This window comes from Geosporobacter subterraneus DSM 17957, assembly GCF_900142145.1.
Lineage (GTDB): Bacteria > Bacillota > Clostridia > Peptostreptococcales > Thermotaleaceae > Geosporobacter > Geosporobacter subterraneus.
In genome coordinates this window covers 18,797-31,189 of record NZ_FQZV01000047.1, presented here as the reverse complement: position 1 = coordinate 31,189, position 12,393 = coordinate 18,797, and the positions used below count along the sequence as shown (strand labels likewise).

Annotated in this window: 12 protein-coding genes; 2 read left to right on the top strand and 10 right to left on the bottom strand. The window is 40.0% G+C overall.

Features of this window, described 5'->3' with window-relative positions:
- Window positions 1–683 precede the first annotated feature (683 nt).
- The 9 genes from cuyB to BUB56_RS14925 all read right to left on the bottom strand — a co-directional run bounded on the left by cuyB (window position 684) and on the right by BUB56_RS14925 (window position 10,231).
- Window positions 684–1,385 (bottom strand): cysteate racemase, encoded by a 702-nt coding sequence (cuyB, locus tag BUB56_RS14965; protein WP_110942112.1) that lies wholly within the window; start codon window positions 1,383–1,385, stop codon window positions 684–686.
- A 311-nt stretch (window positions 1,386–1,696) separates the two neighbouring features.
- On the bottom strand, window positions 1,697–2,275 hold the full coding sequence (locus BUB56_RS14960; protein WP_110942111.1) for an indolepyruvate oxidoreductase subunit beta: 579 nt from the start codon (window positions 2,273–2,275) through the stop codon (window positions 1,697–1,699).
- Window position 2,276: 1 nt separating this feature from the next.
- Entirely contained in the window at window positions 2,277–4,052 is a 1,776-nt protein-coding gene (gene iorA, locus BUB56_RS14955) for an indolepyruvate ferredoxin oxidoreductase subunit alpha (protein ID WP_110942110.1), read from the bottom strand.
- 24 nt (window positions 4,053–4,076) lie between these two features.
- Window positions 4,077–4,988 carry a bifunctional enoyl-CoA hydratase/phosphate acetyltransferase gene (locus BUB56_RS14950; RefSeq protein ID WP_110942109.1) on the bottom strand — a complete coding sequence of 304 codons (912 nt, stop codon included), beginning with the start codon at window positions 4,986–4,988 and terminating at the stop codon, window positions 4,077–4,079.
- Window positions 4,989–5,229: 241 nt separating this feature from the next.
- The gene (locus BUB56_RS14945) at window positions 5,230–6,369 is read right to left on the bottom strand and encodes a tetratricopeptide repeat protein (RefSeq protein ID WP_110942108.1); all 1,140 of its coding nucleotides are present in this window, start codon (window positions 6,367–6,369) and stop codon (window positions 5,230–5,232) included.
- An 11-nt stretch (window positions 6,370–6,380) separates the two neighbouring features.
- Window positions 6,381–6,866, bottom strand: coding sequence for a GNAT family N-acetyltransferase (locus BUB56_RS14940; RefSeq protein WP_110942107.1), 486 nt, complete (start codon window positions 6,864–6,866; stop codon window positions 6,381–6,383).
- Window positions 6,867–7,049: 183 nt separating this feature from the next.
- Entirely contained in the window at window positions 7,050–7,799 is a 750-nt protein-coding gene (locus BUB56_RS14935; RefSeq protein ID WP_110942106.1) for a hypothetical protein, read from the bottom strand.
- An 11-nt stretch (window positions 7,800–7,810) separates the two neighbouring features.
- Complete coding sequence (locus tag BUB56_RS14930) at window positions 7,811–9,571, bottom strand: B12-binding domain-containing radical SAM protein (protein WP_110942105.1); 1,761 nt, start codon at window positions 9,569–9,571, stop codon at window positions 7,811–7,813.
- Between the two features lie 144 nt (window positions 9,572–9,715).
- A complete protein-coding gene (locus tag BUB56_RS14925) occupies window positions 9,716–10,231 on the bottom strand; it encodes an amidase domain-containing protein (protein WP_110942104.1) in 516 nt (171 codons plus the stop codon).
- Window positions 10,232–10,406: 175 nt separating this feature from the next.
- Here BUB56_RS14925 and BUB56_RS14920 point away from each other — a divergent pair, with 175 nt between their 5' ends.
- Window positions 10,407–11,006: a zinc dependent phospholipase C family protein gene (locus BUB56_RS14920; RefSeq protein ID WP_190014578.1), complete on the top strand. Its 600-nt coding sequence runs from the start codon at window positions 10,407–10,409 to the stop codon at window positions 11,004–11,006.
- A gap of 191 nt (window positions 11,007–11,197) precedes the next feature.
- The gene (locus tag BUB56_RS14915; protein ID WP_110942102.1) at window positions 11,198–11,392 is read left to right on the top strand and encodes a hypothetical protein; all 195 of its coding nucleotides are present in this window, start codon (window positions 11,198–11,200) and stop codon (window positions 11,390–11,392) included.
- A gap of 81 nt (window positions 11,393–11,473) precedes the next feature.
- Here BUB56_RS14915 and BUB56_RS14910 read toward each other — a convergent pair whose 3' ends face one another.
- Entirely contained in the window at window positions 11,474–12,340 is an 867-nt protein-coding gene (locus BUB56_RS14910) for a radical SAM protein (RefSeq protein ID WP_110942101.1), read from the bottom strand.
- Window positions 12,341–12,393: the final 53 nt, after the last annotated feature.

Below are 12,393 nucleotides of genomic sequence, written 5' to 3'. Positions count from 1 at the left end.
CATAGGCGTCAACGTAATCCAATTATTTCCAAATAAACCTTAGAAGCATGTCATTCTGAGCGTTAGCGAAGAATCTTATAGAACATAAGCAAGATTATTTTTGATTATCAGAATATGTCATCTAGCTTAAAGATCCTTCGACTCCGTTTTACTCCGCTCAGGATGACAAATTATGGGTTAAGTTGACGCCTATGGGTCTGCCCCTACAGAAACCTTTTTAACGGACAGGCACAGAGACCTGTCGCTACGAAAACAGGCTGTCTGACAAGAAACCATGGGCGTATCAAAAGAGAACGACTTTGAAATCATTGGTTAAGAAAATAGAGTCGCAATATTGAAGAAGGATCGTGAAAGGGACAGGAGGTCCCTTTAGGGATCACGGAGCACGGATGCCGTCATTGATCCCGGTAGATCCTTAGAACAATATTGCGGCCTATTTTATCCAATAGTCTCACGGAGTGAAGGTTGATACCTCATGGTTTCAAAGCAGTACACAGACATAAATCAGACGTGTAGGCACAGAGACCTGCCCCTACGAAAGTCTTTTTATATTATAAAAGTAATTATAAATGTAAAAATAGCTCTTATCAAAAGGAAAGAGCAAATACGCTACTTGACCTCTAAGAAAAAAACATTTCTATCCTAAAATTCAAGCGTGCACCGTTCTTCTCCTGCTGCTCCCACTACCCCTTAAACTGCTTCACAAAATATTGTGCTGCGATTTTCATAGAGTTGACTACTGGTATATCGATACGTTCTTCTTTAAAAGCCAGCGGGATTTCGGTACATCCCATAATCACCAGCTGTGCTCCCTGATCCTTGAGATGCTGGGCTGCTTTAGCTAAAAGCTCCGTGGGTTCCCCTTCTGTGTATCCTGCTTTTATTCCCTTCTCCCCGTAGATTGCTTTTACTACACAGCTTGCTTGGATATCCTCTTTCGGATAAATAACATTATAATTATTTAATTCATTCTCAAATATCTTACTCTTAACGGTCCCATCGGTACATAGGATACCTACAGTTTTAATATCCTTATAGTGCTCATCTATATAATGATGGATAATTCTCAGCAAACTGGTCATAGGCGTATTAACCTGCGCCTGCACTTCGTCAAAAAAGTAATGGGCAGTAAAGCAAGGCATAAAGACAGTAGAGACCCCTGCCTGTGCTAGTATATTTGCTGACTTTACCATTGCTTCTGCGGGGCTCTCTCCTCTGCCTAGGATCGCCTCCGTACGATCTGGTATCTGAGGATTGCTGTAGATAATGGTTTTAATATGATCTTCATCCTTTTTTACAGGTGTTGCCTTGATAAGCTGATGGAAAAAGTAGGATGTAGCCTCCGGTCCCATACCACCTAATATACCCAATATTTTCTCCGTCATTTTTCTCCTCCTTTTCTCTTTGTTTAAATATTCTACATATTTCTATCAATTCCTACTCATATTCTTTACTTTTATAGAAGATTATGAAATTCTGAATGTAAATTTTTTACGGGACGACGGCATCGTCGTCCCCTACATTTTTCTGTGATAATGGAGTAATAGGCAGGTGCCCCTAGAGTTACCGGAACGGCACAGAGACCGTTCCCTACAGTACTATGGCATTATCTGGACTTGTCTTTATACAATATACATAAATTTATTCTTACTGTAAAAAAGGAAGTGAATCGCTGACTCACTTCCTTCTTTCTATACTATTTTACCTGTTCCATTCCTTTTTTGAGCGCCTCAATATTAATATCGGCAAGGGATTCCTTTACATTTTCACGAACAACATTCTCCCAATTCACTTCGTCTAATCCCATAGCCTTTACTAAAGCACCTACCATAACCACATTCATGGTTTTGATGTTGCCTAGCTCCTTTGCAATATCAGCAGCCTTGAAAACCGTAGTGTCTGCTTTTTCTTTCAAGGTTTCGATAATATTCTGCGGGTACTTTACACTGCCTGCTAAGATCGGTGCAGATGGGATCTCATAATCATTCACAACTACCTTACCGCCAACCTTTAAATATTCCATCCATCTTAAGGATTCCATTTTTTCAAAGGAAACAATAATATCTGCCTGACCTTTTCCTATGATCGGTGAATACACTTTTTTACCAAAACGTACCTGGGTCGTTACACTTCCACCTCTTTGTGCCATACCGTGAACCTCAGACATCTTTACATCATAACCTGCACTGATCAAACCTTCAGAAAGGATCTTACTGGCCAAGATGATACCCTGGCCCCCTACACCGACTAATAATATATTTTTTACATCTGACATGTTATTCACCCACCTTTTCGATTGCTTTGAACGGACAAGCCTGAAGACATACTTCGCAGCCTGCACACATATCTTCATTGATAACAGCCTTTGTATCAAATGCAATAGCAGGACAGCCTGTCTTTGTACAAATTCTACAGGACTTACATTTTTCTTCATCTACTCTGCAGATTACCTTCTTATTTCCGAATCGCTCAATATCTTCAGGAGTAAACTTTTTCAGAACACAAGGCCATTCGGTCACAATCACCGTAGGTTCTGTAGCCTTCAGGGCTGTGTCGATAGCTTTGTTACAGGCATCCAGGTCCAGTGGATTAATCACAAATATATTTTCTTTTTTTACGCCTACTGCTTCGCAAAGCAGCGGGATGTTAATAGCATGAGTCTTGTCACCCTGCAATGTGTAGCCGGTACCAGGGTTTTCCTGATGTCCAGTCATCCCTGTAATTCTATTATCTAAGATCACCGTTACTGCAGTACCTTTATTATAAACAATATCCATCAAGCTGGTTACACCAGAGTGGAAGAAGGTTGAGTCACCGATTACCCCTACAACTTTTTTATCTACACCGTTAAATTCAAAGGCTTTTTGTGCACCATGACCGGCACTTATGCTGGCACCCATACAGATACAGGTATCCATTGCAGATAGCGGTTCTGCTGATCCCAGGGTATAACATCCAATATCGCCGCTGATCATTACATTCTTCTTTTTAGAAATCTGATAGAAGAAACCTCTGTGAGGACATCCTGCACACATTGTAGGCGGACGGCCGACAACAGATGCTTCACTGACACTTAAAGTCTCTCTTTCAACTCCTAATATTGCCTTGGCAATAATATCAGGATTTAACTCTCCGATTCTAGGAATAAGATCCTTTCCAATACAGGCAATACCTGCAGCCTTTATCTGTTCTTCCATATAAGGCTCAAGCTCTTCGATCACATATAGAGTTTCAACCTGGGATGCAAATTCTCTGATTTTATCCATCGGCAGTGGGTAAGTAAATCCTAATTTTAGGTAGGAAGCATCTTCCCCAAATACCTCTTTAGCGTATTGATAGGCAACTCCTGCAGTTACGATACCCACTTTTTTGCTGTTCCACTCAATTCTATTTAGGTCAGTCTTGTTGCTGAATTCTTCTAACTGCCGCAATCTTTCTTCTACCTTTACATGCAACACTCTGCCGTTTGCAGGTGTTGCAACAAATTTAGGTATATTTTTACTGTATGGCCTAATACCTACTTCTTCTCTCTCTCCCATTTCTACAAGTCCCTTGCTGTGGCAGATTCTTGTAGTCACACGGAAAAGCACAGGAGTATCATATTGCTCGCTGAGTTCCAGTGCAATTTTCATAAAGTCCTTGGATTCCTGACTGTCACTAGGCTCGATCATAGCTACCTTAGAAAACTTTGCATAGTATCGGTTATCCTGTTCATTTTGTGAACTGTGCATACCAGGATCATCAGCAGAGATCAATACAAGTCCGCCGTTAACTCCTGTATAAGCATAGGTGAACAGCGGGTCAGCTGCTACATTTACACCTACGTGCTTCATAGCCGCTACGGATCTTGCCCCTGCGATAGATGCACCAATGGCAACCTCTAGGGCAACCTTCTCATTGGGTGCCCACTCTGCATAGATGTGTTCTTTATAAGGTCCTATATTCTCCAATATCTCTGTACTTGGTGTTCCAGGATAGGCTGAAGCAAATGTAACACCAGCTTCAAAAGCACCTCTGGCCATAGCTTCATTTCCTGTCATAAACTTTTTCATAGATTCACACTCCTTGTCTTGTCCTTATTCTCTATTTGCGGCAATTACACTACCTAATGCAATTGAATTAAGCTTTGCTTCGTGGGTATCTGCTCTGGATACCAGTACGATTGGAACTTTGGCACCCATAATGATACCTGCAGACTCGGCATTGGCTAAATAGGTCAGTGCTTTACCGATCCCATTTCCTACCTCGATCGTTGGCACCAACAGGATATCCGTATCCCCGGCAACCTTGCTGTCAATCTTTTTGATCTCTGCCGCTTCTTTAGAAACAGCCAGGTCAAAGGCAAGGGGCCCGTCTATGATAACCTTTTCCCCAAACTGACCTTTGTTCCCCATTTCTTTTAACTGATCTGCATCAACCGTTGCAGGCATTTTGGGATCAACCTTTTCCTTTGCTGCCAAACAGGCTACTTTAACTTCTTCATTTCCCATGGCCTTTGCAATTTGTACCGCATTCTTTATAATCTTTACCTTTTCTTCCAGGCTTGGTGCGATATTCATGCCTCCATCAGTCAAAAACAATAGCTTGTGATAGCTAGGTACCTGATAAACCATTACATGGCTTAGCTGGCTGTCTGTTCTTAATCCGATTTCCTTATCCAGCACTGCCTTTAGCAATATAGGGGTATCCAGAATCCCCTTCATCACAAAATCCGCCTGTCCTGAACTTACAAGCGCAACGGCAGTTCTTGCGGCTTCATCCAGATCTTTTCTGTCTATCATCTCAAAGTTTTGGATATTTAAGTGATGGGCTTGTGCAATCGCTTGAATTTTTTCAATGTCTCCAACCAAAACCGGTTCAATAATTCCTAATTCCCAGGCATTGGTAACCGCCACCAAAACCTCTTCATCCTGGGCTGCAGCTACTGCTAACTTCATTTTTTTCTGCATCTTTGCAGTATCTAATAGGGCTTGAAAATTCTTAATCATGCTCTCACTCCTTTAAAAAATTTATTGAACGTTACAATTTTTTAATAACAGTAGGGCAAAAAAAATTCCTGTGGATGCAATATTTATTATGTATCCTATAATGCATTCTCATCAATATTTCTTATTCAGAATTATTATACTATACTTTTTTTTCTTGTGCTAGTCCTTATGGCCTTATATCTATAGAATTTTATAACTTTTTTTGAGGAATTAAAAAATTTTATGTATTCAAAAAGCACTCTTAGAAAGAGTGCTCTGGATAAATACGTTTTAGCTGCGCAATGCATCGTTTTGTGATTTCATCTTCGGGATTGATACTGTAGGATTCTTTAAGATATTCTTCTGCCAGCTCGTATCTCCCCAATTCCATATAAACCATTGCCAGATTGCAGAGTATTTCACTGTCGTCTCCTTGAAGCTGCAGTGCTTTCTTAAGATACTTTTCTGCCTTTGTAAAGTTTCCAATAGAGGCATAGCAGATTCCAAGTTCGTTATAGGTGTCTGGCTGGGATGGATTCAACTGAATGATCCGTTCCAGATACTCGATAGCTTCTTGAAAGTTTCCTAGCTGCCTATATCCTAAGGCAATAAAGAACAATAGATTCCAGCGATCTTTTAGGCTTTCCTCTAAAGGCAGAAGCTTCTCTAATCCCTCTTTAGGCCGATTATTGAGGATCAGCGTATAACCCTCCTCATATTGGATATGATCCTTTAGTTTCGCCAGCTGCAGTAAGATTTCTTTTTCCTTCTCTTCGTCCAATCCAAGGCTTATGGCATCTTCCCAAGTGATTTGGGCCTTTTTAAAAAGCTTATCATTAATGTAATGGAAGCCTAGGAAGTAATACGCCAATGCAAACTCAGGGTATTTTTCTGTTATTATTTCAAAGGCTGCAATAGCTGTGCGAATATAATCCTTTTGCATTTGGGCATTTTCAAATTTCGCCCCCAGGTCCTGACAACAGCGTCCGTAGTTTAGAAAACCATTGATATTTTCGTCATTTAGGAATACCAATGCTTTAAAATAAATGAGTCCATCGTTTAAATCTCCCGCTTCTGCCAGCTTTAATCCCTCATAAGAGATATAATCCTCGATTTTTTCATCATACTCGTATAAGAATCTCCGGTAAATGGAATTGTATTTGAATTGATGATCCAACCCTATGATATAAATCATTCCTCGAATCATTTCATCTATAGGTATTTGCTCCGTGTTTTCCCCAGTCTCTCCAATATGCTTGGACAGCTCCTTTACAAGGATCGGAATAGGCACGCCTTTAAGATAAGAAAACCGCTCCTGGACCAATGGAGCATCCTGCTTCAATTCTATGAAAACTAATCGTTCTACCTGCTCTTTTATGTATTTCTCGATTTGATGTAACATATAGCCCTCCGTTATAAAATCTTGTGAAAAATCAGATCATCCACATATTTTCCCTGTTTTTCGCAGTAATGATGTTGATAAACACAGCCGGAAAAAGTAAAATCACAGGAGAGGATCGTGTTGATCGACGGTCTGTTATCACTATAAATGTAGGCTCGGGCAAGTTTAACGCCCGCTAGTTTTAACTGCTCCACTCCATAGTTTATAATTCCCTTTCCGATATTGTTTCCTCTATAATTTCTGCCTACTGCAGCGGTCAACTCTACACAATGGTTTTCGTTACCTTCTCCCCGTGTCGCACGAAGTATTCCTAAAAGCCTTTCTCCCTCGAAGGCCCCATATACAAATTTATTTTCATTATCCAGCCACTCTGCTATTTCCTCTTCTGAAAGTATCTCTGCGAAGGAGACCTCCGCCGACTCTTGGGCAAGCTCATGAAACATAGCCACTACCTTTGGAATATCTTCCTTTTCTAATGCCCGATACACGATATCCATTTTCCCGTCCCCCTAAAACTCCTGATCTTCATTGATGGTGCGAAAAGCTCCCTTATCGACAATCTTCTTAAAAAATCAAAATAATCAAAGCCATTCATTCTTATTATTATGATGAATGAGTACCTTGTCCAAGTTATCACCTATTTCCCCCGTTTTTTCATCCTTTGCAGCAACAATATAAATCTATCTATACATATTCCTCATATATGCTCTTTTTCTTCTGCTGCTGCCGCTTAACAGCTGAAACAGCAAACCTCTGTAAATCATAACAAAGGACAGGAATAACTGACCGGCCAGATAAAGAACAATCCCATCGATAGAGAGCCGAACCAGGGGATTTCCGATTAAAAAGTTTGCTGTCAGCACCCTTCCTGTCAGTATTACAAACAATACTCCTAGAAGTATGTTGGGCACAAACCAGTCCAACCAGTTTTCCTTTATAAACTCGACGCAATAGCTAAAGCTCTCTCCTACCATATAATGCTTCTGATAAATCACTTCAGGCAGGCAGTTCAGTAGGATAAATGCAGCCAACTGAATCAAACTCCAAAACGATACAAAGCCGATTTGAAGTCTAAGCAATGGACTTAAAAACAGGCTTAAGCCATAGTTCACAAACCAGATCACTACCATGATCCCATAAACCTTCCAGATATACACTGTGAAGCCTCTCTTGAAATCCTCTATTGAAATCTTACCATACTGAATAATGTTTTCGATTAAATACAGGTAGTTAGAAATTAGTGCACTTTGCACCGCTGTGACAATAATCCCTGCTAAAATCCAAAACATAAAAGCAACCCGGAATAAAAAGAGAACAATCACCGAATACACAACACCTGTAAATAATATGGGCCAGTTTTTCAAAACTAAAGGAGTACTTTTTTTCAAAACCTCCCGATTTGTTTCTAAAATATCCTGAAAAATGTTCAAATCGATCCCCCCTAAATCTCTACTTTATAAAACTTAGATTTTGAAAACACCTTTTGCTCTAGTTCATAATCAAACAATACGGTTGTTACCTTCCGAGGTGCTGCCTCAACCTTAGGATGCTTTAGGATCTCTACCACATCATAGGCAAAATTCTCAAAATGCACTTTTTTTATAATCTGTTTTGCCGGCATCCTTACAAAGCTCTCTAAATACGTCATGATATTTTCCTGGGACTGTAGAAAAGCATGACAGCGATCCTTAAAATCTTCAATTTCCACCCTAGGGAAAAAGTCGGGAAGGGAACCCCTGCCCTGTTTTAGATAATCCAGCTTCAAGATTTCCAAAAATAACTCTCGATGAGGAAAAGATGCATGCTCATAAAAATCAGCCAACAATTTATAGAGTTCATTTTTATGATGGGCACTATGATGATACCCTTTTTCCTCCCAAAATTCACTGATACTTTGATAAAATTCATAGGGATTCGTATAAAAATTGGCCAGCATAAACCCTATAGCTCCGTCAAATCCATGGCTGTTATAATAGATTTCCACCATTTCTTCAATCATCTTTAGTCTTAACAGCTGCCGATAGCTGATATATTTGTTCTCCAATATTTCGTAAGGGGCTTCATCCTTAAAGATATAACCGTGGACTTCTCTTTCGTGACGGATAGCAGAACCCTTTAAGAGCTTTAAAAACCCTAGCTGCAGCTTTTCCGGCTTTAGATCATAAACCTGATTAAAGGAAACCTTGAACCTTTCCAGGTCTTCATAGGGCAGTCCTGCGATGAGGTCCAGATGCAAATGGATATTCTTAAAAGCAGAAATTGTTCTTACCGTTTTTTCCAGCTTGGAAAAAGTTACTCTTCGGTCAATGGCATGCATTGTCTTTTCATAGGTAGTCTGTACACCTACTTCAAACTGAAACAAACCCTCCCGAACCTTCGAGAGAAAGTCGAGTATTTCATCATCCAATAAATCTGCCGTGATTTCAAAGTGGAAATTGGTATAGCCATTGTCCATTTCCTGCAGATACTTCATAATCTCAAGACAGTGTTCTTTTTTTGCGTTAAAGGTTCTGTCCACAAATTTAACCTGCTTCACCCGTGCATCTAAAAAGATACGAAGATCCTGCTTTACCCGCTCTATGGAAAAAAAACGTACTCCCTTGATGGTAGAAGAAAGGCAGTAACTGCAGTTATAGGGACAGCCCCTTGAACTTTCATAATACAGGATTTTATTTTCTAAGCCTTCCAGTTTTTCATCATAGGGTCTGGGGATTTTATCCAGATCCTTTATCAGATTCCTTTCTTGATTTTGAAAAATGCTATCTCCCTTCCTGTATAGAATTCCTTGGATATCCTCTATTCTTCCTTTTTTATGGATTAAATAGGCCAGTAATTCCTGAAAGGTAAGCTCTCCCTCCCCTTGTACAATATAATCTATGCCGGCCTGCTGCTTCATTAATTCTGCTGCCTCAAAGCTAACCTCCGGTCCGCCTAGGATGATGGTGCTCTCAGGCTTTACCTTCTTTAGGTTCCTGATGACTTCCAGAGTAGCCTCGATATTCCATATGTAACAGGAGAAGCACAGGATTTGAAAATCTCCTTTATAGAGCTCGGCCAGGATATAATTAGGATCATGGTTGATGGTATATTCTTGGAGTGTGATAACCCCCGGAAAAGCCTCCTGATTAAAATGATATAAGTAGCGTAATGCCAGGGAAGAGTGTATATATTTTGAATTGAGGGTGGTTAGCAGTACTTTCATCTCATTTGTCCTCTCCGTTGCCTTCTTTGTCTTTATTCTCATCCAAAAAACTTTGTTTTAAACATAGCTTAGTCCATTATACCATATTATTCCTCTCCTTTAAATTGACCTTCTCCTCTTCGGAAAGCAAAAAGGAGATAATTCCTATCTCCTATAACCTGCAACATGAAGAAATCTTATTTTTTGAAAACTATAATTTGAAACAGGGTAATCCAAACGATCAAAGGTATGAGCTGCAATAAGGATTTTATCAAGCGTTCTCGGTCCAGGCAATATCTCTACTACTACCGGAGAGTGATCAAATACTTCATCATCTCCGAAATTCAATTGGATAATATCCCCAGGCTCAATATTTTGCAGATCTGTTTCAACAACAACGGGTCCTGTGGATTTATTATTTACCAGGAATCTATGGAGGTATTTAACACTCGTCCAAGCTGGGGCTCTGCTATTTAGGGTTTTGTAGTACCAGCCGTACCGATGAAAATTCATTGGGCAGCCACCGGCGTGGAGTACCTGGGATGCGAAATTCGTACAATCTCCACCCATTTTTTCAAAATCAGCATAACGCGGATTTCTGCCCAGTGCCCACTTTCTAGCATACGCTACTGCTGCTTGACGATTATAGGTGTACAAGCGCGTTTGCGGATAATATATCATGCAATATCCCCCCTTCTTATCATCCTATGCGGCTCCTTGGATCTTGGTGACAAACTTTTTAGATTAATAAACATTTTACATTTCCATAACAGGGTCTTTAACCATTATCCTCCTCATTCTGACATAATAATATTGGGCTTACTATACAGGGTCAGATCGAAAGGGGTAGATTTTTTTGTTAATACAAAGTCATAGTCTTATTGCGGAGAATGTGTATAATCATTTACAGCAGCATCTGGGGATAGAACTTCAAAAAGGTTTCTTTATATACGGAAACATCAAGCCGGATATTTCACCGCGGCTATTTAAAATCCCACACTATATTGATGAATCGCTGCATTTTATCAGCAATGAGATCTGTCAGCTTTCTAATATGCCCTTTTCAAAGGATAAAATCAATCTTAAACAGTTTTCCATTCAACTGGGTGTGATTACCCATTATATAGCCGATTATTTTTGTCATCCTCATCATGAACGGGAAGCCTTCAAAGACCGCTTCTTTGAACACCTGAAATACGAAACGCTGCTCCACGAGCATATGAAAAACCCCACTAACTTATCCCGTAAGGATATAGACTATATGTGTAAATTAAATGGCAGCAAGGAAGTTCTCTCTCAAATTCTAAAAGACCTGTTTCAAAGTTATACTGCCAAATCACCAGGATTTCAAAATGATGCGCATCATGCACAGAAGGCATCTTCCTCCATCGCTCTGCTCATTGGCTACAATGCGTTACATGCAAAAGAAAAACTACCGATATATACTGCCGCCTAATACTCCTTACTTAGGGAGTTTTTTTATTTCCAAATAAATTCTTTCGCTATTAGATTTTTTGTATTTTTCATTTTTTGTATTATAAATTTAATAGGATTTATGAATATTATTTATCATATTTTGAAGGTTTTAGACGATTTATGCCGAATTATTCATCAGGATGAAATGATCATTGAAGAAAGGTGGTAGACATGGAACAATTTGACCGAATATCTATTGAAGAAGTTTCAAAAAGAGATATGCTGATGATATTAAAGGCCCTTGAATATACAGGCGAAAATACCAAAATCGAATCCTTTATTCTACTCAAGGACAGTATTCTGAAACAATTGAGCGCCCTAGCGAATACTACGGAAGAAGAATTCCTTTTACATTTACAAAAATAAGCTAACCTTTAATGAAGCAAAACACTGCATCGCCGGATGCAGTGTTTTTTTATTTCTTCTAACAGGATAAATTTATAATTTTTACAGGCTCCTAAAATACTCGTCATATGGCCCATTTGCTTCTATGGCCGCCTCAAGCTGTCGAATCAATCTCTGTTGGTCTGCCGGCAGCGTACCCTGCAAAGGGATATAGTTAGAAGCATGATTACTTCTGAAAATGCAATACTCTACAGATAGGTTCTCCAGAAGCAGTTTTGTTTCTTTTAGTACCTCTATAGGCGTCAATAACTGAAACTCCCCTTTTCTCACCTTTTCCTCCAAAGGAACACCCGGTTCTAACAACAGGGTCAATAGTCCCAGGTACTGGGGCTTGATAGCATTGATAACATGAGCGGAGGCTATGGCATGTTCCTGCCAGTGCATTCTTCCGCCAAGCCCTGAAATTAACGTCACCGACAGATTTATCCCCGACATAATGATCTTCCTGCCTGCGTGGATCATCTGCTCTGCCGTAACACCTTTATGAATTTCTTCGAGTATTTGGTTGCTGCCCGATTCCACTCCCAGATAAGTCATCCCTAATCCAAGCTCCCTAAGCTGTATCAGATCCTCTAGGCTTTTGTTTAAAATCGATTGAGGGCTGCTGTAAATCCCTACCCTTTCACATTCCGGGAAAAGCGTCTTGATTTTTGTAAGTACTTCCTTTAGGTAGTCCGTCTTGCAGATCAATCCATCCCCGTCAGCCAGGAAAATCCTTTTTATCCTGCCGTAGCAATTTCTTGCTTCTTCCAGCTCCCTTAACACTTCCTCCAGTTTACGGATTCTGAAGCGCTTGTTTTTATACATGCTGCAAAAGCTGCATTGATTGTGGGAACAGCCGATGGTAATCTGCATGATTAAGCTGTGGGCCTCACTTGGGGGCCGGTATACGGTTCCTTCATATTGCATAGACATTATCCTTTCAATAAACTTTAACTGTATAAAAGCCAGTAGAAGATCCT

Coding starts and splice junctions, on each gene's coding strand:
- cuyB (WP_110942112.1), bottom strand. CDS start 1,385: ATGACGGAGAAAATATTGGGTATATTAGGTGGTATGGGACCGGAGGCT.
- BUB56_RS14960 (WP_110942111.1), bottom strand. CDS start 2,275: ATGTCAGATGTAAAAAATATATTATTAGTCGGTGTAGGGGGCCAGGGT.
- iorA (WP_110942110.1), bottom strand. CDS start 4,052: ATGAAAAAGTTTATGACAGGAAATGAAGCTATGGCCAGAGGTGCTTTT.
- BUB56_RS14950 (WP_110942109.1), bottom strand. CDS start 4,988: ATGATTAAGAATTTTCAAGCCCTATTAGATACTGCAAAGATGCAGAAA.
- BUB56_RS14945 (WP_110942108.1), bottom strand. CDS start 6,369: ATGTTACATCAAATCGAGAAATACATAAAAGAGCAGGTAGAACGATTA.
- BUB56_RS14940 (WP_110942107.1), bottom strand. CDS start 6,866: ATGGATATCGTGTATCGGGCATTAGAAAAGGAAGATATTCCAAAGGTA.
- BUB56_RS14930 (WP_110942105.1), bottom strand. CDS start 9,571: ATGAAAGTACTGCTAACCACCCTCAATTCAAAATATATACACTCTTCC.
- BUB56_RS14925 (WP_110942104.1), bottom strand. CDS start 10,231: ATGATATATTATCCGCAAACGCGCTTGTACACCTATAATCGTCAAGCA.
- BUB56_RS14915 (WP_110942102.1), top strand. CDS start 11,198: ATGGAACAATTTGACCGAATATCTATTGAAGAAGTTTCAAAAAGAGAT.
- BUB56_RS14910 (WP_110942101.1), bottom strand. CDS start 12,340: ATGCAATATGAAGGAACCGTATACCGGCCCCCAAGTGAGGCCCACAGC.